Source organism: Tenacibaculum litopenaei (genome assembly GCF_964514025.1).
Classification (GTDB): domain Bacteria; phylum Bacteroidota; class Bacteroidia; order Flavobacteriales; family Flavobacteriaceae; genus Polaribacter; species Polaribacter litopenaei.
Window position 1 is genome coordinate 460,119 of record NZ_CAZEQT010000006.1, and the last position, 24,347, is coordinate 484,465.

The 24,347-nt window shown below is 33.6% G+C and carries 22 protein-coding genes, 1 other RNA gene and 1 pseudogene; 11 read left to right on the forward strand and 13 right to left on the reverse strand.

Translation table 11 applies throughout. The features are described 5' to 3' along the window. Nucleotides 1–134: 134 nt before the first annotated feature. The 7 genes from drt3b to ACKTS5_RS10725 form a co-directional block, all read right to left on the reverse strand. Nucleotides 135–2,246, reverse strand: coding sequence for an antiviral reverse transcriptase Drt3b (drt3b, locus tag ACKTS5_RS10695; protein ID WP_408043860.1), 2,112 nt, complete (start codon nucleotides 2,244–2,246; stop codon nucleotides 135–137). A 3-nt stretch (nucleotides 2,247–2,249) separates the two neighbouring features. Further along, nucleotides 2,250–3,731 (reverse strand): antiviral reverse transcriptase Drt3a, encoded by a 1,482-nt coding sequence (drt3a, locus tag ACKTS5_RS10700; RefSeq protein WP_408043861.1) that lies wholly within the window; start codon nucleotides 3,729–3,731, stop codon nucleotides 2,250–2,252. A 720-nt stretch (nucleotides 3,732–4,451) separates the two neighbouring features. Beyond that, nucleotides 4,452–5,375, reverse strand: a complete 924-nt coding sequence (locus tag ACKTS5_RS10705; RefSeq protein ID WP_408043862.1) for a sporulation-delaying protein SdpB family protein — start codon at nucleotides 5,373–5,375, stop codon at nucleotides 4,452–4,454. Beyond that, nucleotides 5,350–5,832, reverse strand: coding sequence for an SdpA family antimicrobial peptide system protein (locus ACKTS5_RS10710; protein WP_408043863.1), 483 nt, complete (start codon nucleotides 5,830–5,832; stop codon nucleotides 5,350–5,352). The genes ACKTS5_RS10705 and ACKTS5_RS10710 overlap by 26 nt, the downstream gene beginning before the upstream one ends. A 64-nt stretch (nucleotides 5,833–5,896) precedes the next feature. Beyond that, nucleotides 5,897–6,544 carry a hypothetical protein gene (locus ACKTS5_RS10715; protein WP_408043864.1) on the reverse strand — a complete coding sequence of 216 codons (648 nt, stop codon included), beginning with the start codon at nucleotides 6,542–6,544 and terminating at the stop codon, nucleotides 5,897–5,899. Nucleotides 6,545–6,550: 6 nt separating this feature from the next. After that, nucleotides 6,551–7,189: a hypothetical protein gene (locus ACKTS5_RS10720; RefSeq protein WP_408043865.1), complete on the reverse strand. Its 639-nt coding sequence runs from the start codon at nucleotides 7,187–7,189 to the stop codon at nucleotides 6,551–6,553. A gap of 11 nt (nucleotides 7,190–7,200) precedes the next feature. Continuing rightward, nucleotides 7,201–7,893: a CPBP family intramembrane glutamic endopeptidase gene (locus ACKTS5_RS10725; RefSeq protein WP_408043866.1), complete on the reverse strand. Its 693-nt coding sequence runs from the start codon at nucleotides 7,891–7,893 to the stop codon at nucleotides 7,201–7,203. Between the two features lie 366 nt (nucleotides 7,894–8,259). Between ACKTS5_RS10725 and ACKTS5_RS10730 the strand changes: the two genes are divergently transcribed. From ACKTS5_RS10730 to ACKTS5_RS10750, 5 genes are all read left to right on the forward strand, one after another. Next, the gene (locus tag ACKTS5_RS10730; RefSeq protein ID WP_408043867.1) at nucleotides 8,260–9,015 is read left to right on the forward strand and encodes an isocitrate lyase/PEP mutase family protein; all 756 of its coding nucleotides are present in this window, start codon (nucleotides 8,260–8,262) and stop codon (nucleotides 9,013–9,015) included. Then, nucleotides 9,015–10,073: a bifunctional transcriptional activator/DNA repair enzyme AdaA gene (locus ACKTS5_RS10735; RefSeq protein ID WP_408043868.1), complete on the forward strand. Its 1,059-nt coding sequence runs from the start codon at nucleotides 9,015–9,017 to the stop codon at nucleotides 10,071–10,073. Before ACKTS5_RS10730 ends, ACKTS5_RS10735 begins: the two co-directional genes overlap by 1 nt. A 135-nt stretch (nucleotides 10,074–10,208) precedes the next feature. Next, nucleotides 10,209–10,607 carry a hypothetical protein gene (locus ACKTS5_RS10740; RefSeq protein ID WP_408043869.1) on the forward strand — a complete coding sequence of 133 codons (399 nt, stop codon included), beginning with the start codon at nucleotides 10,209–10,211 and terminating at the stop codon, nucleotides 10,605–10,607. Between the two features lie 441 nt (nucleotides 10,608–11,048). Further along, the gene (locus tag ACKTS5_RS10745; RefSeq protein WP_408043870.1) at nucleotides 11,049–11,654 is read left to right on the forward strand and encodes a hypothetical protein; all 606 of its coding nucleotides are present in this window, start codon (nucleotides 11,049–11,051) and stop codon (nucleotides 11,652–11,654) included. 143 nt (nucleotides 11,655–11,797) lie between these two features. Beyond that, on the forward strand, nucleotides 11,798–12,052 hold the full coding sequence (locus ACKTS5_RS10750) for a hypothetical protein (protein WP_408043871.1): 255 nt from the start codon (nucleotides 11,798–11,800) through the stop codon (nucleotides 12,050–12,052). Between the two features lie 179 nt (nucleotides 12,053–12,231). On the opposite strand, the pseudogene ACKTS5_RS10760 reads toward ACKTS5_RS10750, so the two are convergent. The 4 genes and pseudogenes from ACKTS5_RS10760 to ACKTS5_RS10775 all read right to left on the reverse strand — a co-directional run bounded on the left by ACKTS5_RS10760 (nucleotide 12,232) and on the right by ACKTS5_RS10775 (nucleotide 15,436). Then, nucleotides 12,232–12,758: pseudogene (locus tag ACKTS5_RS10760) on the reverse strand (TPM domain-containing protein). Continuing rightward, on the reverse strand, nucleotides 12,749–13,579 hold the full coding sequence (locus tag ACKTS5_RS10765) for a DUF1963 domain-containing protein (RefSeq protein WP_408043873.1): 831 nt from the start codon (nucleotides 13,577–13,579) through the stop codon (nucleotides 12,749–12,751). The pseudogene ACKTS5_RS10760 and the gene ACKTS5_RS10765 overlap by 10 nt, the downstream one beginning before the upstream one ends. Before the next feature lie 374 nt (nucleotides 13,580–13,953). Beyond that, complete coding sequence (locus ACKTS5_RS10770) at nucleotides 13,954–14,706, reverse strand: hypothetical protein (RefSeq protein WP_408043874.1); 753 nt, start codon at nucleotides 14,704–14,706, stop codon at nucleotides 13,954–13,956. A 199-nt stretch (nucleotides 14,707–14,905) separates the two neighbouring features. Beyond that, a complete protein-coding gene (locus ACKTS5_RS10775) occupies nucleotides 14,906–15,436 on the reverse strand; it encodes a DUF3575 domain-containing protein (RefSeq protein WP_408043875.1) in 531 nt (176 codons plus the stop codon). A 99-nt stretch (nucleotides 15,437–15,535) separates the two neighbouring features. Here ACKTS5_RS10775 and ACKTS5_RS10780 point away from each other — a divergent pair, with 99 nt between their 5' ends. Continuing rightward, nucleotides 15,536–16,465: a site-specific tyrosine recombinase gene (locus ACKTS5_RS10780; RefSeq protein WP_408043876.1), complete on the forward strand. Its 930-nt coding sequence runs from the start codon at nucleotides 15,536–15,538 to the stop codon at nucleotides 16,463–16,465. Between the two features lie 83 nt (nucleotides 16,466–16,548). Here ACKTS5_RS10780 and ffs read toward each other — a convergent pair. Next, an RNA gene (ffs, locus tag ACKTS5_RS10785) (signal recognition particle sRNA small type) lies at nucleotides 16,549–16,647 on the reverse strand. Between the two features lie 180 nt (nucleotides 16,648–16,827). Between ffs and ACKTS5_RS10790 the strand changes: the two genes are divergently transcribed. The 5 genes from ACKTS5_RS10790 to ACKTS5_RS10810 all read left to right on the forward strand — a co-directional run bounded on the left by ACKTS5_RS10790 (nucleotide 16,828) and on the right by ACKTS5_RS10810 (nucleotide 22,896). Then, the gene (locus ACKTS5_RS10790; protein ID WP_408043877.1) at nucleotides 16,828–17,355 is read left to right on the forward strand and encodes a DUF4199 domain-containing protein; all 528 of its coding nucleotides are present in this window, start codon (nucleotides 16,828–16,830) and stop codon (nucleotides 17,353–17,355) included. Between the two features lie 77 nt (nucleotides 17,356–17,432). Next, complete coding sequence (locus ACKTS5_RS10795; protein ID WP_408043878.1) at nucleotides 17,433–18,389, forward strand: glycosyltransferase family 2 protein; 957 nt, start codon at nucleotides 17,433–17,435, stop codon at nucleotides 18,387–18,389. Between the two features lie 34 nt (nucleotides 18,390–18,423). Continuing rightward, nucleotides 18,424–20,130: a phospho-sugar mutase gene (locus tag ACKTS5_RS10800; protein WP_408043879.1), complete on the forward strand. Its 1,707-nt coding sequence runs from the start codon at nucleotides 18,424–18,426 to the stop codon at nucleotides 20,128–20,130. Further along, a complete protein-coding gene (locus ACKTS5_RS10805; protein WP_408043880.1) occupies nucleotides 20,117–21,949 on the forward strand; it encodes an ABC transporter ATP-binding protein in 1,833 nt (610 codons plus the stop codon). The genes ACKTS5_RS10800 and ACKTS5_RS10805 overlap by 14 nt, the downstream gene beginning before the upstream one ends. Nucleotides 21,950–21,951: 2 nt before the next feature. Further along, nucleotides 21,952–22,896 (forward strand): glycosyl transferase family 90, encoded by a 945-nt coding sequence (locus ACKTS5_RS10810; RefSeq protein WP_408043881.1) that lies wholly within the window; start codon nucleotides 21,952–21,954, stop codon nucleotides 22,894–22,896. 20 nt (nucleotides 22,897–22,916) lie between these two features. Here ACKTS5_RS10810 and ACKTS5_RS10815 read toward each other — a convergent pair whose 3' ends face one another. Then, on the reverse strand, nucleotides 22,917–24,347 hold the full coding sequence (locus tag ACKTS5_RS10815; protein ID WP_408043882.1) for a CCA tRNA nucleotidyltransferase: 1,431 nt from the start codon (nucleotides 24,345–24,347) through the stop codon (nucleotides 22,917–22,919).

Genomic DNA, 24,347 nt, shown 5'->3' on the forward strand with positions numbered 1-24,347 from the left:
AGCCAGTACATTTTTCTTCTGATTAATTAAAAGTAGTCCCTGACTCAGACTACTTTCTTGTAAGAACTCAACTATAGAGTTTACTTACACCGTTTGTGTGTGTTGTCATTGCTGACTGTCAGTTACGGTATTTCTTAATACACTTCTTGACTTCTTTTGGCTTGTAATTCTAGACCAAAATCAAATTCAGTCCATTTTGTAAACCAAAACTGTTCTTGTTCAATTAGTGTAATTTGATTATCAGTTATATCAACTAAAGATAATAATTCTCTCTTATATTTATATTTTTCGTCTTTTAGTTCTTTAATATAGGATTTTAACCTTCTTGACCCTCTTGTCCTAGCATCCTTTACTTTAGTTTTTAAGTGTTCTCTAACTTCATTATTTAGATATGGACAAGTTAATACATCAAAAAAGAGTAAGACCAATTCTGTATTATCTTTCCAGCCGTATATTTTTCCTGCTTTAAATTTTTCTAAAATAACTTTTTTTAACTCTTCTAAAAGAGGTCTGTATGTTTTAATATCCTTAATATAAAATAATATAACTGTTATTGAAAAATAGTTTAAATCGTTATTGAATTGAACTGAATCGTCTTTTTTTATTGTCGCATTAAAGTATGAGCATAAAACCTTTAGATTTAGCCTGTACTCTCTTCCTAGTTGATTTAGTGCTATTAGTAAATATAGAGTTTCAATTTGTGTTTCTTTTTTGCTTTTGTTCTTATGAAGAACTAAATTGATTTCATCAGATATTTTTTTAAAAATATTATGCTTGTTATTTGAAGAAAATGGTTCTATATATTCGTTGGTTTTGTTCTTTTTTAAAAAGCTATTAATTCTATCTATTATTAAACAAACTTTTATTGTGGAGTTAACTTTTGGAGAGACTGAATACAAGAAAAATGTTACATCAAGAATTTCTAAAAACCCTTTTTCAAATTCTTTTTGGATTTTGTTAGAAACCTCTTCTTCAAGGCTCTTATATTTCTTAATTAATTTATTTGTCTTATTATCAAGGACTGCTAATGTGTAATTCATTATATCCTTATATTCTACTCCAGATTCCTTTATAATAGATTTAAAACGAGTTATTATATTATTAGAGCTGAAATATAGAATTGGAGTTGATTGTTCATCTTCCTCTAATACTTCTTTTTCTTTTAATATTAAGTGGTTGTTGAAAAGGTCATTTATTTTTTGTTTAGAAATGCTTATTTCTGTAATAATTGGTTTCGAATATTGAATGGATTTTTTATCATTCAAATACATTTTGTACTCTTTCAATGATAATTTAAAAGCTTCTGCTATTCTATCTTTATTTGATTCCTCATTATAGAAAATAAAATAATCATCAACATATCTAAATATTTCATAATCTACCTTATGGATTAGATTTTTTCCGTTTGAATCTTTTGTTTTTAGTCTTTCATAAATATTAATATCTATTTGTTGTAAAATTAATTCTGCAAATATTCTTGAAAACTCAGGTCCAATAATTATTCCGTTCGTCTCATTTCCATTTAGGTCTTGCATTAAACGGTCAAATTCACCACCAAAAGTATGGAGTGATGAAGGAATGTTTGTTTTAACAATGCTCTTGTTAAATAATGCCCAAGGAAGCGTGTGTGTATAAATGCTATCAAAGCATTTTGTTATATCTATTTTTAAGAGTTTATTGTATTTTTTTTCACTTCTATGAAATTGATATGATTCATAAAATTTGTGAATATTACTATATTTCCTGTAACTAAAAAAAGATTTTAAGTTTTCATACTCACTATCATCTTGTTCAATTTGAGAGTGTTGTAAGTCTTTGTCTTCATTTTTTTTGTGAAGGATATCATTATAGAATGTAAAGTTGGCTACTTTGGATGGTTTTCTTATTGAAAACGGACTTAATGAAGAATAATAGATAATTATGTTTTTATATTTTTCATAAAAATCTACCATCTTTCGTTGGTTAACAGGATGTATTACACATAATTCTCTAAAATCATTTTGTTTATGTGTAATATTAAAGTTAAAAGGTTTTGTTTTCTCTTCAACTCCAAATAGAATTGATTCAATTTGAGAGTAAGCTTTATTGTATTTTTCTTTGTAAGCAGAATTAGATTTACTTTTTAGACTCTTTATTAAATACTTGTAAAAATATCTATTTGAAAAAGTCACTGGAGTTTCATATGGAAGTACATCAGATAAAACAACTCGCTCTTTAGAATATGTAATTGGAATTTTCTTTCTCATTTACTATAAATTTTTCCAGATTTGAATCATTTTCCCATTCTTAAAAGAATCAGTACTAAATCGTACTATGCTTTTAGTTTTAAAGCCATTTTCAAAAGACAATTTGTTTAATTTATCTATAAGTTTATTATTTGTTGAAGCTGGTAAAGCTGATATTTTGTTTTTTAAGTAATCATCTAATGTGATTAAATCAGATAAAGGCAAACTCAAAAACTCATTTGAAAAATAAACACCAATAAATACATTGCTTTTTCTTCTAAACAATTGATGATTGTTAGTTAAAAACTTAATTCTTTTTAACAACATTCTTTCGGTTGAATTTTTTTCTGTTGAATATTTTAAAATAGATGTATTATAATCTGAGAATGAAGCATCTATTTTTTTCTTAAACCTTTCGAGTTTGTCATCTGACATAAAGATTTGGAGTTTGTCTTTTGTAATAAATTCCTTTTTTCTACTGTAAGGGATTTTAAATTTATAGCCTAAATAGGTTAATTCGTAAGTGATAGATTTTTTTCTTTCTTTATTCTTAGGAGTAAGATTGATAATCTTTGTTTTACTGACGTTTATATTCAGTTTTGTAGAGCTTAATAAGGCTTTACTAATTTCATTTTGATATGCTAAAACAGTTTTAGTTTCATTTCTATGATTTGGTGTAATTATTATTACAATATCATCAACATACCTACAGTAGTAGGTAACATTATTTAAAGCTGTGATTTTATTATCAAAATCTCTCAAATATAGTTCTGCCAAATAAGCACTAAATCCTATTCCTCTTGGTATTCCAACTCGTTTATCAGTAGTAAGTTTTGTTCCATCTGATACAAGGATATCCCAATATTGATTTAATACTCGTTTTATCATTTTCTTTGAAGGAAAACTGAGCAAGCTATTTTCTTCAATTTTAGCTAAAAGTTCTTTGTGAGGTATAGATTCATAGAATTTTTTAATATCTGTTCGAATAATTATTTTAGGAAAACCATCATCTAGTATTAATCTTAATTGGTCAATGATTACTTTTCTATCACCTTGTTTAACTTTAAATGTTTTGTATATATTTCTCTGCAACTGTTTAGTGACAAAATAATTTTCGGGATTATGTTTAATTTCATATAATTGACTTCCCCATTTTATTTGTCCTTTTTTGATTTTCAATTCATAATCTTCAACATCCGTTTTTTTAGCTATCTCAATTAATATATCTTCAAGTTCTTTTTCTCTAGTTGTTTTAAGTTCGTCTTTTTCTAAGATTAATTTATCTAGTTCTGTATAATCCCTATCTTCAATTTTTCGAATAGATTTAACTTTATAAGATTCTTCCCTTATTTCTTTATTTTTTTCGATAATTAAATCTGAAACTTCTCTCGATTTTTTAAAAATATCTGATTCAAAAAATACTTTATCTTCTAGGTATCGCCCTTTCCTATTCTCAACGTCAAGGAGTATTCTGAAATTTTCATATGAGAATGATTGGTCTAGCATTTTGTTTATTTCGGGGTGTTTTTTTCGTATTGGCTACAACTTGTTTATAAACGCATAAAATACATCGTTATGCACCTTATCTTAATTCTTAATCGATTTTATTGTATATCATTATAATTGATACGTTTGTAAATATAAAGATGCAGGAGTTATGACAATTACGGAAAACCGTAATCAAAGTAGAAAAAAACTATAATTTTATAAGGATCGAGAATTAGCTACAAAAAAAAGCACCCTATTAGAGGCGCTAGCTTTCATGAGTTTACAAAAGCTTTGGACCAATTCATAATTCTCACTCATGACCTCTACTCTTCCCATTGACAATATTTCACATTTATGAGTATCAATGAGCTTATTTTGTCTAGTTACTTCTTCATGGGGCTTTCTTCTAAATCTTTACTATTTCTTCCTTATTCTTTACTTCACCCTATAAATACCCAGATCGTTCTGTCTTCTCTATACCTACCCCCGCTCCCGCACGATTACATAGTGTGGTATAAGCAGATGTTTTAAAATATTTTGTAAACATAGTTATGAGTAGGAATTATAAATTTCATCATCTAGAAAGATTATGTTTATAGTAGTGCTATAGATTGTGATGGAGGGAAAGGATTGTTAAGATAATATAATTGTATTTAAGCTATTAAGGTAGATATTCCAAATAATGCAATCGTGCGGCAGCAGGGGAATATTTCAGTTTTGCTGAGTGAAAATTATATGCTACCATTTGAAGTATTTTTTAGTAAAACCATCTCTTGGGCCTAAATAGAGAATTAACGCTCCCGTCATTGTTATAAAAAAAGTCCATAAGCCAAAGAATAAACCAATTAAAAAATGAAAGCCAATACCAAGACAAAGTAAATTTTTTCTTTTTGGTTCACTTTTTGAAATTGCAATACCCATAAATAATAATATTTCAAGAAGAAGAGTGCCCCAAGTCATCCCTGTAACTAGATAAGGATTTTTTAATAATGGAAACATAATTTTTCTCCAAAAATTAGATAGCCCAAAAATAGAATTGTCAAACCAGTAGTAAATTGCAGTTCCATTAGCCCACTCTTCTGATGAATACTTTCCTACTGAAGCATGAAAGTATATGAAAGCCACCTGAAGTGAAATTATAAAGTTGATTGAAATTATAAAAAGTACTATGGTATCGGCCACCAAAGAACGAGATAAATAGCATTTAATATTGTTTTGCCAGTGAAACCTTCTGTGATCAGCCAAAGTAACTGGAATTAGAAGTAACGTCAAAATCTCTGCAATCTGATCTCCCCCTTCAAGAATTAACGAAGATGTTGAAAAACTAAACGCTACCCACCAATGAAAAAAGCCAGTAAATCTAGGTCTCCATCCACTAATTACCAATCCCAATATTATTAAACAAATAATTTTTGCCAGAATAATATGATCTCTTAACAAATAAAATATACTTATTCTTGATATATAGCTCAAGTTATGAACTTCATTTAAAGAACCTAATGGTTTTATCAGACGAAAAATATCACTAGAAATCAAGGTTAAAAATAAGCTCATCGCGATAAAACTTCTTCCAACACCGTAAGTATTTGACCATCTAAAGTTTTCTATCCATTTGTTAGTCCTTTCATTTAAAATATTAATAATTTTCTTTAGGTAAAACATACAGTTTTATAGTTTTCGAAGACATAGTAATACTATCATAGGACTTTATCCAAGCCCATGGTACTTTCTCTTTGTACTCGAGAAAAATTGTATCTGTCAAGACTGGGTTGATAGCTTCATTAGTTACTGGAAAAGTTTCTGATTTCAAGAACTGTTTAGTTATACTTTTTTCTTCATTTTTAGACCATTTGGAAGAATCTATATCAATTAGCAATCCACCAATTTCTACTGATAAAGAACGAGCAGCTCTAGATATTCCAAAAAAATTCTTAAAGCTAGTGTTTCTTTGAAAATCAAGAACTTTTAAATTTCTTTCTGAATCAATTTTATAAATATACAAATTTGGCTCTCTCGCGTTTCTAGTAAAAAAAGCCCACCCCTCAACTACAAAAAGAGATAAGGTTACTTTGAAAGATTTAGAATAAGACACTGGATTATAAGGCATATATACTGCCAACAAAGTATGTATACAATACCCCCAAAAAAAACATATTATTAGAAAAGGGTATACTAAGTGTTTTTTACTGCTGTAATTCATATATATTGTATATAAATTGCTCTTTATAAAGCTGAGTATTAGAATCTCTATCTGCAAGCGCCACTCCTCTCGGACCAATTTTCCAAAAATAAACAGCAGCATAAACTGCAATAGCAAAAACAGCTACTAAATATAATACGCAAGCTTCTTTATCAATAGAAACATAAGATTTAGAATCAATATTTTTGACAAATTTTTGAAATGTTCGAATGCCTTTTAAACTATCATCATTATGGATAGTCTTTGCTGTATCAAAAATCAATTCTCCTCCTATATTAACTATTCTTTCTATCTCTTTTAAATTTTGTGACTTGATCGCTATTTCAAATTCAGACATAAAGCGTGGATTTTGAGCCATCAAATTAGATAGTAAAATATGTTGTATTTGTATAACCTCTTTATCAGACTGAGAATTATCCCCTTTCAAATCTTTAAGATCATTTTTATAAATTCTGTTTGCTAGATCCCCTTTTTTAAAATAAATAGCGTTAAAATAGTCCTCTCCACTATATTGAAAATTTTCATTAGTTATAGTATTATCGTTTTTACTACATGATGAGACTAATAATATAGAAAAGGCTAATACCAGAGAAGTGATTTTCGTTATGAAGTGATTTCTAACTGTTTTCATAATTGTTTATTGATTAATAGAAATTATTCTGTTAACCGTTTGTTCTGCTTCTAGTCTAGTTATCTCATTATTATCAACTATAACGGGTATTAAAACAACTTTCAATACAAAAACTAGAACAACAACTAAAACAGCCACACATACCTCTTTATCCATAATTCCAAAGTTCTGTTTCTGTAGTTCTCTCTTTAAATTCATTTTATAATAGCTGTTTAATTTATCATCGCTAATTTTAAATCTTACTTGTATTGTTTTTTTTACTAAAAGCTTAGCGTTTAAGAAAGTATTTAAAAGTAGATTATGGTCATTGGTCAATACATTCTTTTTAAAATCATCAAAATAAGAAGGACTTCTCCTATTTATATCATTTACTATTTCATTTTTAAGCAACTCAAACCTATTAAAAACCTCTAAATCAAGACCATTAATTAACTCGATATCGTCTTTATTGTACATTTTTTTTCCAAGAACCCCTTCCTTAAATAATATACTTCTAAAAATTTGGTCTCCTGACATCTTATTAAAACTATTCTCATTTTCGAGAACAATATTTTCATCCGGTGCGCTACATGAAATTAAGAGCACTAAAAAAGCTAAAAAGCAAGATATCGGTTCTGTAGAAATTGATTTCCTAATTTTCTCCATAGTTTTTAAATTTAAATTAAGACCATTATAAATAAATAATGCACTATATGAGTAGAGGCATGAGCAATAAAAGATGCTGTTAAATTGTATTTCATGTATAAATAACCGTAAACAAGGCCAAAGAACACGTTAACACTAATTACAAATACCACTGAATTAAAGTTTGGTGTTCCATCTATGAATAAAATCGGCAAATGGCCTAATGCAAACAAAATTGAAGAAATTACTAAAGCGAAAATTTTTGATTTTAGACTAGTAAAGAACTTCTTACAAATGAGGTACAGAAACGATAATAATCCTAATCTCATTATCAATTCTTCATTGAGACCACCGTAAAAAACCTTAGTTATGATACTTATTTTGAATTCTTTTAAAAAGTTTGGTAACAAACTTTCAAAATAGGGAGTAATTAAAAATAAAATACCCCCTAAAGGAAAAGATAAGACTACACTTACAATTATTCCTTTTTGATCTAGTTCTAAAAGTTCTTTCTGGTTTTTAAACTTAAATGGATAAGATGTTTTATTTAAGGAATATGTGCCTAACAGCATTAACAAAACTGATAACATCAATGGTTGAATTAAAATTGCCCATTTTGGAATACTAAACTTGTTTAAAATAGGGAAATCTGAAAATAGTATTGATGTTACACCAATAATGGCAAGAAAAAGTAATTTATTTATATTTTTTGTAGGACAATTCATACCACCAAAACTAAAAAGAGGAAAGGTCAAAAAATGACCTCTTGAGAAATCTCTTTGATTTTTTTATTCTTTACAAGATTAAATTGAATAACCTTGAATAAAGGGCTATTAGTAAATAAGGTTTGCACCCTTAAGTTTAGGATAATAAATTGTTAATCAGAATAAATCTTTTAACGATTTCAATCTTAACTTTTACATTCCTTGCATAACAGTAATTGAATTCGTTTATTTCAATCTAAATGCGGTGTATAACGACGAATTTATGCGTGTCTACACAAGTTAGGAGCAAGCAAAGAAAAATACTCGTCCAATTTTCGGTTGCCAAATAAAGTTCATCATCGGTTCTTTGCTCAAAAGAATTAAAAGATGAAATTTAAAGATTTACACAACCAAAACAAACCTTTGTTAATTGCCAATGTTTGGGATGTACCAAGTGCAAGAATTGCAGAAGAATTAAACTTTCAAGCAATCGGAACATCGAGTTCGGCAATTGCTTCTCTGCTTGGCTACAAGGATGGTGAAGAAATAACCTTTTCGGAATTAGAATATATGGTAAAACGAATTTCGAAAAATTCTAATTTGCTTTTGTCCGTTGATCTGGAATCAGGCTACAGTCGAAACGTTGAAGAAATTTTTAGACATATTATGAAACTGTCAGATTTTGGCGTTGTTGGAATCAATATTGAAGACAGTATTGTAGATAAAAGAAGAACCTTACTAGCAGCAGAAAAATTTGCCCAGACAATTTCTGAAGTAATTGAAAATCTTCAGAAAGAAAAAATAGATATCTTCATAAACGTAAGAACGGACACTTTTTTATTAGATGTTCCCAATACAATTGAGGAAACCAAAAAAAGAATCAAATTGTATGAAAACGCTGGAGCAAATGGAATTTTCGTTCCTTGCATTGAGCAGATTTCGGACATTGAAGAAATGGTAAATTACACCCGATTACCAATTAATGTAATGTGTACACCTAAGCTTCCTGATTTTGACACACTTAAAAACTTGGGAATAAAACGGATTAGTATGGGCAATTTTATATTTGATAAAATGTACGGTCAATTCAAACGTAAAACAGAAGCAATTTTAAACCAAAATTCATTTAAATCGATTTTTTAATGCGAATTACAGAAGCTAAAACAATAGATACTTACTATGAGGCCCTATTGCAACGTAAACAAAACTTTGTAGGCATCTTTTTTGTCGGTGTAAAAACGACTGCTGTATTTTGCATTGCGACTTGTAGAGCAAGAAAACCCAAAAAAGAAAATGTTGAATTTTTCACCACATTTAAAGCTGCTTTAAACTATGGTTACAGACCGTGTAAAGTTTGTAAACCTACTGAAAATGCCAACGAAGCACCGGAACAAGTTCAAACCGCAATTCAACTGATTAAGAAAAACCCTAAATCGAAAATTACAGATGAGCAACTTCGTCAAAAGAATATTAGTCCTGAAATGGTACGAAGGTGGTTTAACAAAAATTACGGTATGACTTTTCAAACCTATCAAAGAATGTATCGTATTAACGTCGCTTTTCAAGAATTAAAAAATGGAAAAAACGCTACAAAAACGGCCTTTGATTCTGGTTACGAATCCTTAAGCGGATTTGGTTATACATTCAAAAAAGTAATTGGGAATTCGCCAACGAATAGCACTACCAAAAACATAATATTAATCAGCCGATTAACAACACCATTAGGTCCCATGTTTGTTTGCGCAACTGAAAACGGAGTCTGTTTATTGGAATTTGTTGATCGCAAAATGCTCGAAACCGAATTTAAAGAGTTACAGAAACATTTGAACGCCAATATTATTGGAGGAGAAAACAAACACATCAAACAAGCTAAAAAAGAAATCACCGAATATTTTGATGGAACTAGAAAGTCATTTGATGTAAAACTCGAAACACCTGGAACAGATTTTCAGAATTTAGTTTGGGATCATTTACGAAAAATAGCATTCGGAAAAACATCAACATATCAGCAGCAAGCCGAAGCCATCAATAATCCTAAAGCAGTGAGAGCTGTTGCCTCTGCGAACGGGTTTAATCGAATTTCAATTATTATTCCTTGTCACAGAGTAATTGGTAAAAACGGAAAACTGACAGGCTACGGAGGAGGATTAGAACGGAAAAAGTGGCTTTTAGAACACGAGCAAAAAAATGCCTGCACATAACAAGGTGTATAAAAATAGCGGTTTAGGTGTTTATACCATAGTAATTTCTGTAAATTTATCGTCCGTAATAAGCCGAAAAGCTCGTGGCAAAGCTCGCTACCTTTCCTATACTCACCGTTGTGGTACATTAAGAAAATGAAAATAGAAGAACCAAAATTCAGATGTGGAAATGGAAAAGCAATTAAAGAACTGGTTGCTACCTATGCATATCCCTATGCTGATTGGATGCAAGATTGGCCGTATGAAATTGCAGATTCAAAAGAAATAGAAAACTACTTTCAACATTATGACGAGCAGACAGAAGAAGACAAAAAGTTTAGTTTGATGGAAATGCTAATCCAAGCATTGACTGATATAGAAGATAAAAATGACTTTGATAAAAACTGGAAACGCTTAAAATCGAGAATCATAAAGGACTTTGTGGTTCACGAATACACACTATTTTATTGGAGCTGCTTTGGCGAAAATCTTTCCGACTGTTGGAAAGTAACGCCATATATGAGGGAATTGTGGAAAGAAATAAAAAATGGCTAACAAAAAAATAAACATCGAATGGACGAACAATAAAGCAATCGTTCTTTTTGTAGTACTCTCAAGAGTTAACAAGGATGACGACTTATATTGATTTGAAGACCAATCGGAGTAAAGAGTTCTTTGAGATATAGCCTGTATTTAAGAAAAGGAGTTAAGAGAAGCATTTCGAGCAGATTAACAGGAGACTCCTATAAAAACGAAAGAGGCGGTTCGAGATAAAGAATCATAAACGACACCACAACCCAGCGTACAAAACAGAGCTAATTAGTACTTAACCGAAAACTCACTGCACAGCTGAGCAAGTCCGCCGAATTTTTGGCTTGGTTTTTGAAAAAAAAGATAAAAAAACGTAGCTAAGTGTTGATCTAGAAATTGGCTCTGTTAAATACGCTAGGTTCGACACACAAAACGGTTTCATCACAACCTGTAAAACTCAAAAAATTGCTTAACAAAGAATTCAAAATATTTCTTCCAATCCTAACAATACTTATTATCGGAGTTTTATATTTTCTTTCTTACTCCTACTCCCCAAAATGGAACTTTAACTGGAAAGGTATTAGACCTGAAATAAAAGATTCAATAAAGTCATTGGATGAATATGGAGAAATTACATCCAATGCGGTAGGATATTCTGGAAGAACACCAAACCAATGGCACAGGCAACATTGGATTTTAAAGAATGCAAATAAAGAAGAGTTTTTAAAACTAATAGAATACCCGAGTGGAACTGTTAAAGCTATAGCATATGAGGGACTTTTACGAGATGAAAAATTTGACCATAAGTTTGATTTGATTACTAAATCTCTAAATGACACTTTAACCTTTGTTCATTATTCATTTAGCTATGGTGGAACTGCTTTCATGCTATCTGATTATGTCATTAATTTTATTGGAAATATAAATAATGAATTGCCTCCATCTAATATTAAAGATTACCCAAAATTAAACCTATCAAAAAAACAACTAGCGTCCGTAAATAATACATTCAGAATGAGAAAAGAAAAATTAGACTACTACAAAAAAGAATATTTAAAAACGATAAAATAACTACTTGCCTAACAATAGCTAAAAACAACCTATAAAAAAATCAGGGCTGTTTCCCCGAAAAGTTCGTATCTTTTCACGCACTATGTTGCACAGTCAAACCGTTGGCATTCATTGACGGAACGCACTCAAAATTGAAAAAATATATGACAAAAATAAAACTGACTTTAATTTTTATGCTTTTACTCTCTTTAGAATGTTTTAGTCAACAAACAGGAAACGATGGAGTAAAAAACACAGCAATAAGAAATGGTATTGGATTAGGAAGTGTTTTAGCCATCGTAGTTTCTTGGGAAAGGAACAAATCTGTTTTGTTAGCCGTTTTACACGGAATCTTTAGCTGGTTATATGTTTTATATTTTGTTCTCACAAGAAAACCAGAAGAGAGACTTAAAAAATAAGTGGATTTTAAATTGGTTTATAAAAATTGATCTGTTTTGCATGTACTCACTCAAACGGAATTCAAAGAGTAATGCGGAACAAAAACGCTGGATGAACTAACAATTTTTCACTCTAAATTGCCTTATTCTTATCTGCCCCATCTAGTGAGAGCAGCTCAGTTATGCCGAGCAGACCAGCGCTACTCATACGTCACATTTGCTATTGCGACAGCAGCTACTTCCACCTTTCTATTAAGGCCAACACAGCATTTTTTAGTCCCGTTATAAAAATTTCCTTTTTTAAATTCAGGAACTATTTTATCTTCAATTACTTTTTTGCAAATTTCATCCGTCAAAATTAATTCTGTTCCATATCCCGTTGCAATTGCGATTTGTAGGCAAGGTTTACAAACAACTTTGGCCAATCCATTATTTTCCGCAGTTCCAACGCCCTTGCGAATTTTTGGATGTCCGTATAGGGCTTTATGCTATCAATGGTAACTACCACAATTTGTCTTGTCGTTTGACTTTTGTAGTCACGTAGAATTTTCAATAATTCAATTCGTTGTGATTCCGTATAAATTCGTCCGAAATCATTTACAATTCCTATTGGTTTTGGAATAGCACTTTTTTGCGTTTTCGCAAAGACAATTTCAGTGGTTGTTTTTTTAGTTTCGGCTTCTTGAGCACTTCCTTTGACAGAAAAAAACTCAAAGTTTAGTGACACTGTAAACTAAATTCGATACGCTCTGATTTTTCATCATAGAAAACATAGATTAAACCAACATCACCCCACATTAGCCCCGCATTATCTTCAGAATCAATCTGAAACAAGAGTTTCATTGGGTTCCCTTCGCTGTCCTGCGGGGTTGATTCTCCTTGTACCCATTTCGGATAGCCACCAAGTTGACTTTGATACTCCTGTGCCCCAATAAGCTTGGTTACCATTTTATCATAACTGTCCCATGGCTTATCTTCATCTAAGACACACGATAACTTAGATGCCCTATTGTCTATTAAATAAATCCCTTCCCAGTCCGGTAAACTTAGGGTTGGGGTACACAGTATTTCACAATATTTTGATTTTGCTACTTCCGATGGCTTAGCAATAAATTCAACATTTCTAATCTCAGTTTCTTTGTATATTTTTACAAACCAACCACTATCATGAGTATCCCAAGGAAACTCCTCCCAACTGTAGAAAAACTGTACTAAGGCTATGCTTTTAGGGAGCTCCAACTCAGGTGCATTGAATACCTGGAAAATAAAATCTAAGTGTTTTCCGTTGTTATCTTTTGGCCACTCTTCTCCTTTTTCAAAATAAGGGTTTCCTCCAAAATGAGATGACAATTGCGAATTTTCTGGAGGTCTTGAAGCAGGTTGAATTTCTAGTTTACTCGTTGGTCTGATTAATTCCTTTACTAAATTTTCTAAATCTGAAATAGAATTTAGATTCAATGCATCTAGCTCTTTTCGATAGGTATCAAAATGTGAAGCCGCTTTAGACTTATCTTTTTTACCTCTAAATATATTTTTCCAAAAGCTCATTTTTTTAGGTTTCGTTTTAAGGTGAACTCATCATATAGTATACTACATGAGTATCGTCGCAATGAGGCTGTCAATCGACATAAAATCCAATTTTATACTCTTCGTTACCTGTTGTAAATCTAAAAATTTTGATAAAAACACCATGCAAAAAATCATAAAACAAACTGGCTATGCATCCTGGATTTCAGGAAGTACATCCTAGCTTCAATACAAACCAGGAGATTAATGGCTGAAATTCTATGTCACATATTTCTAATGGGTTCGCAGAGATCAATATGCTCAAAAGGCTTTTTTTTGAATTATATAAGCAACAAGTATCGGAATGAAATAAGATCTTAGGAGTTATACAATCAACCTGGAACATAATAACCTCATTACGCTGTTTTGTTTAATTGTATCGATATGCCATTAAATACCAGTAATGATAGTGCATTTATAAAGTAAAAAGAAAAATCGATGGGTGTTACTCCATTACTAAACACGACCAATCCAATATAAATTAGCAAAACAGATAATACCGAGATCAATACTACGTGATAAATACTCTTTGTTTTGGCTTGTTTTAGATAATTAGTCACTAACAAAGGAAGTGCGAAAACCAAACTCAGCACTATATGAGCCAAATCGAACTGATTAATTACACTAAAAACTGCACTCACCACCATACACAGCACCGAGAATTTTGAGATATTGAAAAGATGTTTTTGTGTGTTTTTTAAAAATTCATGGCTAGTATACCCATTTGCACTTCTTGAAAAGATTTTCATCACAATCACAGTCATACAAAACACATTCCCAAATACCACAACACTCAGGATCCCTAAATGAGGTACAATTTGATTACTTAACACTTGAAAGCTTACAAACATCAATGCTACAAGTGAAATCAAACCAGATCTATGAGCAATTGTAAGATCTTCAGAGGCTAAAGACGTCTTGAGCCCTGCAAAGGAGATAGTGCTAATCGCATATAGAGAGGTAATTGCCCCAATGACCAACATTATTTGTTTGAGTGACAAAGTATAAGCATCAAATGCTAGATATACATAAATAGCGATATTGATTACACTTAAAATAACGGCTAAATAGCTAACTTTTTTGTTAGGATAATTATTTTTCAATTGCATTTTTATTCCAAAATTAGAAGATTATACAGAAACATGCAATTTTTTTTGGTATCCGTCCAATGTCAAATCAAAATGACCACTAACCTTCCAGCAGTTTTTTTATGAAACGTAAAATGATTTTTGTTCAGTTCACAAGAAATTAGAGCAAAAAAAAAAGAGACCGTTAAACGATCTCTTTTATTTGTTATTTTGTCAATTCTTACCAAGCGTAACCGATAGAAAGACCTAAACGTGGTAAAAATCCTTGGATGTTTACAGAAGTACTTTCAGTAGCAGATACAGACATGTACTGTGCTCCGAAGTTTAAATCTAATGCAAATCCAGAGTCTCCTCCACCAAATACCCATTGGTATCCAGCTAAAGCACCTCCTGAGAAAGTCGAGAATCCGATGTCAGTCCCAGCAGAGTTGTTAGCAGAAGAAACAGCATAGCTTACGAAAGGTGCAGCATACCATCCTCTAGGAGCGTCTTTTGCAGAAGAAAAATAAAACTTATACTTTCCTTCTCCCCCAATAGCACTTGAGCTTACTACTTCACTTCCTGAAGTAACCTTTGCAGAAGCAAAAGATAAACCAATTTCGAAAGCTTGGTTGTCAGATACAACTCTTTCGTAAGAGAAATCACCAACACCGAAAGCTAATCCTAATGGGTTTGCCTTAATTACATTCTTTTGTGCGTTTGCAGTAAATCCTAATGCTAACATAGCAATAACTACTAATACTTTTTTCATAATCTTAAACGTTAATTTTTTATGTTTGAGGTGCAAAAATAGGTTTATTTTTTAAATAACAAATTTTTAACATAAAAAAATATAATAATTTACTATTTTATGAGTTGGCAAAAATCTATTCAAGACTTTAAGAACTTTTTAAGAATTGAAAGAGGCCTCGCAGATAATTCTGTAGAGAGCTATCAGCAGGACCTAAAAAAATTAGTGTTTTTTTTAGAACTACTCTCGGTTCGTCCAAGCCCTCAAAACATCGATGCCGCCACCTTAAAAGGTTTCGTTTATGAGGTAGGAAAAGAATTAAAACCGAGAAGCCAAGCTCGTTTAATATCAAGTTTACGAAGTTTCTTTGATTTTCTCGTATACGATTCCTATCGGGAAGACAATCCTACAGATTTACTCGAAAGCCCACAGATAGGCAGAACCCTACCCGATACTTTATCAAATAGTGAAATTGATGATCTTATCGCGGCCATAGACCTCAGTCATCCGCAAGGAGAACGAAATAAAACCATCATAGAAACCATTTATGGTTGTGGACTCCGTGTTAGTGAATTGATCAATTTACAACTGTCAGACCTTCATTTAGAGCAAGGCTACCTGCGTATTTTAGGAAAGGGTAACAAATACCGCATTGTTCCTATTCATCAAAGTACTATTGACCAGTTACTTTATTATATTGATAGTATTCGCAGTAAAACACAGGCTATCCCAGCTGATGAAGACACTGTTTTCCTGAATCGTCGTGGAAAACGCCTAACCAGACAAATGATTTTTATTATTTTAAAAGATCTCGCTACAAAAATCAATTTAAAAAAGAAGATAGGACCTCATACCCTACGTCATTCTTTTGCCACTTACCTATTACAAAACGGTGCAGACTTGCGAATTATTCAACAGATTTTAGGTCATGAAAGTATTACAACGACTGAAATTTATGTCCATTTAGACAATAGCTACTTAAAGGAGGTCGTTGCTTCCTATCACCCGCGAAGTGAACGTCAAGATCGTGAACGAACTGAAAAAAACTAGTGAGACTAGGACTTAGAATTTTGTTAATCAATAAGTAAGCTGGTAAAAAAATATCGGATGAAGACGTAACTTTAGCGCATAAAAAAAGGCAAGCTACCTACATCACACTGCTACAACCTAATACCCTTGCTGCGTTCCCGCCCTGGGGGATTCAAAGGGAGCTAGTTGTGTAGGACTTGCCGGGGCAAAGGTACGTTCTTTTTTTAGATTAAAACAAGAAAATTTACAGAAAATTAATGTAACATTTCTAAGTTTTTGAATACTAATAGTTTGTTGACCTATTTTTTTTTGACGAGATTAACAAAACTATAGATGTGCAACAAAAAAGATATATTTGTAACATAAAAACTCATACTAGAACTATGGAAAATCAATCAACCAGCAAAAACTTGATTTTAAAATTTGGATTAATCTTCGCAGGGATTATCATTTTCACCAACCTACTTATTTACGCATTAGGAATGACCTATGATACAACAGGAGGTTTAATAGTATTAGCTGCTGTTGCCGTATCGTTAATTGGTATCCCAATTGTCGGAATTGGTGCTTATAAAAAAGCCAACAATGGTTATTTAACCTGGGGAGAGGGTGTAAAAGCAGGTATCGCGATGGTATTGATAGGAACGGTCATTTCTATTGCCTACACCATCTTATTTACGGAAGTTATTGAACCTACGTATTTTGAAACGGCCAATGAAATGGCTCGTAATCAACTTGTCGAGGCAGGACTTTCAGACGAACAAATAGACGCGCAAATGGAAATGCAAAAGAAATTCCAAGGAACACCTATCGGTCATGCTTTAGGGTTGTTATTCTATACGTTCGTAGGTTTTGTCGTAGCTGCCATTACTGCCGCAGTTAAGAAAAAGACAGAAGAAGACGAGTATTAGAATTACTTTAGCACCAAAAAGTTGTACGGTCATAAAAAGACTAGTATTTTTGACTTTTTAAATCAGAACTTACTTATATGGATATATCGGTAGTTATACCACTTCTTAACGAAGATGAATCTATAAAAGAACTATACGATTGGATTGCACGCGTGATGCAATCCAATCAGTTTTTATACGAAATAATATTTATTGATGATGGAAGTACCGATGCCTCTTGGGATATCATTACGACCCTCCATCAAAACCACCCAGAAGTCAAGGGAATACAATTCCAGCGAAACTATGGAAAATCACAGGCCTTGGATGCTGGTTTCGAACTTGCACAAGGCGCTGTTGTCATTACCATGGATGCGGACTTGCAAGACAGCCCAGATGAAATTCCGGAATTGTACCGTCTTATTACAGAAGAACAGTTCGATTTGATTTCAGGATGGAAAAAGAAACGCTACGACAACGTTGTCACTAAAAACATACCCTCAAAATTATTCAATTGGGCCGCGCGTAAAACTTCAGGACTGTCGTTACACGATTTCAATTGTGGCCTAAAGGCTTATAAAAATGAAGTGGTAAAAACAGTGAAAGTAAGCGGAGAAATGCATCGTTACATACCCGTACTTGCCAAAAACGAAGGTTTCAATGCCATCGGTGAAAAGGTAGTGCAACACCAGGCACGTAAATACGGTGTAACAAAATTTGGTATCGATCGTTTTATTAATGGCTTTTTAGACTTGATTACCATCTCTTTTTTGTCTAAATTCGGTAAACGACCAATGCATTTTTTTGGTTTGTGGGGAACCGCTATGTTTTTATTTGGATTCCTCTCGGCCTTTTATATTGGTGCCATGAAACTATACCGGGTAGCAAACCATATAAAAACCATTTTGATTACTAGTAATCCTTGGTTTTATATAGCGCTTACCGCTATGGTCTTAGGTACCTTATTGTTCTTGGCTGGATTTTTAGGGGAGCTTATTATCAAAAGTAATGGGCATCAGAAACACTACAAAATCAAAAGCCGTTTAACCGAATAAACGTTGTATTTTTTTTAACGACTAAAAATTAATTATGGAAGATATTATCACCAGAGCCGATCAATGGGTGACTGCACCTTTTGATATCCAAACACAAGAAGAAATTAAAGCCTTAATCGCAGCTAAATCAGATGATTTACCTGATCGTTTTTACAAGGACCTAGAATTTGGTACTGGAGGAATGCGAGGCATTGTGGGTGCTGGGACCAATAGAATTAACCGATATACCATCGGGAAAGCAACCCAAGGGTTGTGTAATTACCTCCACAAAACAAAACCGAATAAAGCATTAAAGGTAGCCATCGGTTACGACTGTCGACATGATAGTAAGTGGTTATCACAAGTAGTCGCAGATGTATTGTCAGCAAACGATATCGAAGTATTACTCTTTGAGGACCTCCGTCCTACTCCTGAGTTGTCATTTTCAGTAAATCACTTAGGCTGTGATGTCGGAATCGTACTTACGGCTTCACACAACCCACCTGAATACAACGGTTACAAGGTGTATTGGACGGATGGTGGACAAATTGTTCCTCCACAAGACAAAGGGATTATCGACGAGGTAAACGCCCTCGATTTTGCAGACATCAATTTCGAAAGCAAGCCTGCCTTGATAAAAAAACTAGGTACTGAAGTAGACGAAGCATTTTGGAAGGCCTCTTTAGCAAGTGGAACTTTTGATGTAAAAGGACGTGAAGATCTTAAAATTGTATTTACATCCCTACACGGTACATCTATTAAATTGATCCCTGAAGTGCTCAAACGCGCAGGATATACACAAGTGCACATTGTTGAAGAACAAGCTGAACCAAACGGAAGCTTTCCTACCGTGGCATCTCCTAATCCAGAAGAACCTGAAGCCTTACAAATGGCCGTGGAATTAGCCGAAAAACTCGATGCCGACATCGTTCTAGGAACCGATCCAGATTCTGACAGAATTGGAATCGCCGTTCGCGACAATCACGGTAAAATCAAATTACTCAACGGAAATCAGACGATGAGTTTGATGACGGATTTTTTGATTAACTACTGGAAAAAAGAAGGAAAACTTAACGGAAAACAGTTTATTGGTTCAACCATCGTATCTACCAACCTCGTAAATGAAATTGCAGACAGCTATCAGGTAGAAACCAAAGTCGGACTCACCGGATTTAAGTGGATTGCCAAAATGATCAAAGACCACCCTGAGTTAGAATTCATCGGAGGTGGAGAAGAGAGTTTTGGATATATGGTAGGTGACTTTGTCCGCGATAAAGACGCGGTTACTTCTGCCCTGCTCGCCTGTGAAATTGCTAGTGCTGCAAAAGCCTCAGGAAGCTCTTTTTACGAAGATTTACTGCAGTTGTACACGCGCCATAACTTTTACAAGGAACACCTCATCGCGATGGTAAAAAAAGGAATGGACGGAGCGGAGCAAATAAAAAACATGATGCACCAATTGCGCACCAACCCACTTGAAAAAATTGATGGTTCGTCGGTAGTAGTCCTTAAAGACTATCAAGCATCAACGCAAAAAAATCTATTGACGGGTGAAGTGACTCCTTTAGATATCCCGAAATCAAATGTTTTAATCTACGAAACGGAAGACGGTAGTAAGGTAGCTGCACGTCCAAGTGGAACCGAACCTAAAATTAAATTTTATATCAGCGTAAAAACACCGCTTGCATCCGTATCAGAAGCTGATGCAGTAGAAGCCGTGCTCGACGCTAAAATTCAACGAATTATAAATGAGCTATTTTAAGCGATTTTTACAACATGCAAAACCCTATAAAAAATTATGGGTTGCAACTATAATTTTAAATATTTTGTACGCAATCTTTACCACGCTTTCATACGTGGTATTGATGCCTACATTGAATATTTTATTTAAAGACACGGAAAAAGTCTATACAAAACCCGTATATAAAGGCTTTACAGAGTCTGTCAACAAAGAATATTTAAACGATTTACTCAATTACTACGTTACCTACTCAAATGAAAATTTAGGGATTGAATCTACCCTATTTTATGTGATTTCCGTAGTTATCATCATCTTTCTTTTAAAGAATCTTTTTAGCTACCTAGGACAGCTCACCATGGTATTTTTAAAGAACAGCGTTCTTAACGATATGCGTAAGTTGATGTATAATAAAGTGATTGGCATGCACCTTTCATATTATTCAAAAATGAAGAAGGGAGATGTAATGAACAGAGCTACTGGTGACTTAGGAGTGATCAATGAAACCTACCTCAATTTGGTAATCACGTTCATCAGAGAGCCTTTAAACATGATTTTAACGATGACAGTACTGGTTTATACCAACTGGAAACTTTCTATGTTTATGTTCACCTTTTTACCTGTTGCCGGATTGGTTATATCCATAATCAGTAAAAAAATCAAACAGCAATCAGGAGAAATTTACTACAAAAACGGATTGTTATTGGGTCTTATTGAAGAGAGTATTTCGGGATTAAAAATTATCAAAGCCTTTAATGGTGAATTCAGTTTTGGACGCCGTTTTGCAAATTTGAGTAAGGAAGTAAAACACCTCGGAAATAAAATGAGTACCCGTGAGGTACTAGCGAGCCCAATGAGTGAGTTTTTAGGAATCGTTACCATTGCTGCTTTGCTGTGGTATGGAGGTAAAATGGTTTTGATCGAAGAAGTGTTAAACAGAGGAACCTTTATCGCTTTTATAGCAACGGCTTATAATGTATTAACCCCAGCAAAAGCTATTGCCAAAGCCAATAACAATATAAAAATGGGAGATGCCGCAGCAGAACGTGTTTTTACTGTTTTAGATACGGCTAATGAAGTTACCGAAAAGACCAATCCAGTAATCATCAATGACTTTAAAGAAGAAATTGCCTTTACCAATATCTCATTCAAATACGGAGAAAATTACGTTTTAGAAGATTTCTCACTAAATATTCCAAAAGGAAAAACCGTAGCGCTTGTAGGTCAATCAGGTTCGGGTAAGTCTACCCTAGCGAATTTGTTAACGCGTTTTTACGATGTAAACAAAGGAAGTATTTCTGTAGATGGAAAGGATATCAAAGACATCAGTAAGGAATCGCTTCGCGGGTTAATGGGAGTTGTTACCCAAAACTCTACCCTGTTTAACGATACAGTTGCCAACAACATTGCCTTGAGTAAACCCGATGCTACTAAAGAAGAAATTGTCCATGCTGCAAAAATTGCCAACGCCTATGAGTTTATTACAGAACTCGATAATGGTTTTGACACCATTATCGGTGATCGTGGAAGCTCTTTGTCTGGAGGACAACAACAGCGAATCGCCATTGCGCGTGCCGTACTCAAAAGCCCTCCTATTATGATTTTGGACGAGGCTACATCGGCCTTAGACACAGAATCTGAGCAACTGGTACAATTGGCCTTGGAGAAAATGCTGGAGAACAGAACGTCATTGATTATTGCCCACAGACTTTCCACCATTCAAAAAGCCGACCTCATCGTGGTCATGCGCAAAGGACGAATTATAGAGCAAGGACGACACGATGAATTACTCCAGAAAAAAGGAGAATACTACAAGTTAGTAACCATGCAAACCTTAGAATAACCATGGGAATGCTTCAAAAAATTAAACGTTCGAAAGTCGTTTTTTATCTCACGCATTTTACCCTGTATAAATTACCTGGATTTTTATTTAGGCCCAGGTTAAAATTTTGGTTGACCAACAACCATCCTGACGTTCAGAAGCGCTTGCAATACTACGCAAGCCCTTCTGCGACGAAGGTTTCGCCAAACTGGCAAAAGCTCTCCAATTTTCGACGACCAAAACGCGGAAGCATGTATTTTTTTGACTTGGTGAAATATACCAAGTACTTTCCAAAACACTACCAAATCAATTATAAATTCGGTGATGTAACAGAAAACTTTGAGGAGCCTACTCTCGTAAAAAGTAGACCTATTAATCACAATGGAAATTCTGTATTAATGAAACTCGACAGCCGTAGACATTTTCATTTTGTAAAAGACCACACCCCGTTTTTAGACAAGGATGACAAAATGGTATGGAGAGGTGTGATCCACAAGGAAAATCGACGACTGCTCGTTGAAAAATTTCACGCACATCCGCACTGTGATATCGGTGACGTGAGTACCCACCACGATTGGGTTCCAGATGCCTGGAAAAAACCATATTTAAGCATAGAAGAACAGTTGCAATCTAAATTTATTCTTTCGATTGAAGGTATTGATGTTGCTACCAACCTCAAATGGATTATGGCCTCTAACTCCCTCTGCTTTATGCCTACTCCTAAGTTTGAAACTTGGTATATGGAAGGTCTGCTTGTACCCGATGTTCATTACGTGCACATAAAAGACGATTATTCAGACTTAATGGAAAAGAGGTCTTACTACCTCAACAATCCAGAAAAAGCACTTAAAATCATTGAAAACGCCCAGGCATGGGTCCGACAATTTTTAAACCCAGAAACTGAAAAAACTTTATCGATCCAAGTATTGAATAGATTTTTTGAAAAAACCCAACAAAAAAGCTCTTGATTTTTCAAGAGCTTTTTTTATTAGTTATCGATAGGCATCAATCCTAATTGCTTTCCTTTGTCGAGCATAAACTCATAACACGCTTGGTATTCATTAGGGATGTTACCTTCTAAAATCGCTTCTTTAATCGCTTCCTTTATCTGTCCAATTTCACGACAAGGCTTTAAGTCAAAGGTCTTCATAATCTCTTCACCCGTTATTGGAGGTTGAAAATTACGAACTCTATCACGTTCTTCAACTTCTTTAATCTTACTGCGGACAATTTCAAAGTTTTTGTGGTAACGTTTGAACTTTTTTGGATTTTTTGTCGTGATATCTGCCTCACATAAGGTCATTAAATGATCGACGTCATCTCCCGCGTCAAAAACCAATCTCCTAACGGCAGAGTCAGTTACTTCAGTAGCCAACACAATAGGTCGTGAGCTTAACAAAACCATTTTTTGTACAAACTTCATTTTTGCATTTAACGGCATGCGCAAACGCTTAAATAATTTGTACACCATTTTAGACCCGACAAATTCATGTGAATGAAAAGTCCATCCATTTTTAGGATGGTATTTCTTGGTCGGTGCTTTCCCGATATCGTGCAAAAGTGCTGCCCAGCGCAGCCAGAGATCATCGGTGTATTTACAGATGTTGTCAACCACCTCTAAACTGTGATAAAAATTATCTTTATGTCGTTGCCCTTCTACTTCTTCTACTCCTTTTAAAGCCGTTAATTCGGGTAAAATTCGAGGTAACAAGCCTGTTTTTTCGAGTAGTAAAAATCCTTTTGAAGGAACGGGGGCTGCTAATATTTTATTCAATTCAACAACGATACGTTCTTTGGTTATGATATCAATACGCGCTGCATTTCTAGCAATAGCCTCCAACGAGCCTTTTTCTATAGTAAAATCTAATTGTGTAGCAAAACGGATAGCGCGCATCATTCGCAAAGGATCATCAGAATAAGTAATATCCGGGTCTAAAGGAGTCTGAATTAACTTCTCCTCCAAGTGCTGTAATCCATTAAACGGATCTAAGATAGCTCCAAAATTTTCGGAATTCAAACTCAACGCCAAGGCATTGATACTAAAATCGCGCCTGTTTTGATCGTCTTGTAAACTCCCTGTAGCTACTTTCGGGTTTCTGCTGTCCTCTGTATACGATTCCTTGCGTGCCCCCACGAACTCCACCTCTATATCGCGATAGCGCAACATGGCTGTGCCGTAGGTTTTAAACACCTGTACTTTGGGTTTCGTCGGAAGCAATTCGGCTACTTTTTCAGCCAATTCAATACCACTTCCTACAGCAACGACATCGATGTCCTTTACCGTACCTCTTTTCAAAATATAATCTCGAACGAATCCTCCAATTACATAACTCTCCAACTGTAACGCTTCCGTTGCTTTGTTGATATACGTAAAGATATCCGCCGTTAAAGCATCTTTATAACAAAGATTTTCTTGCAT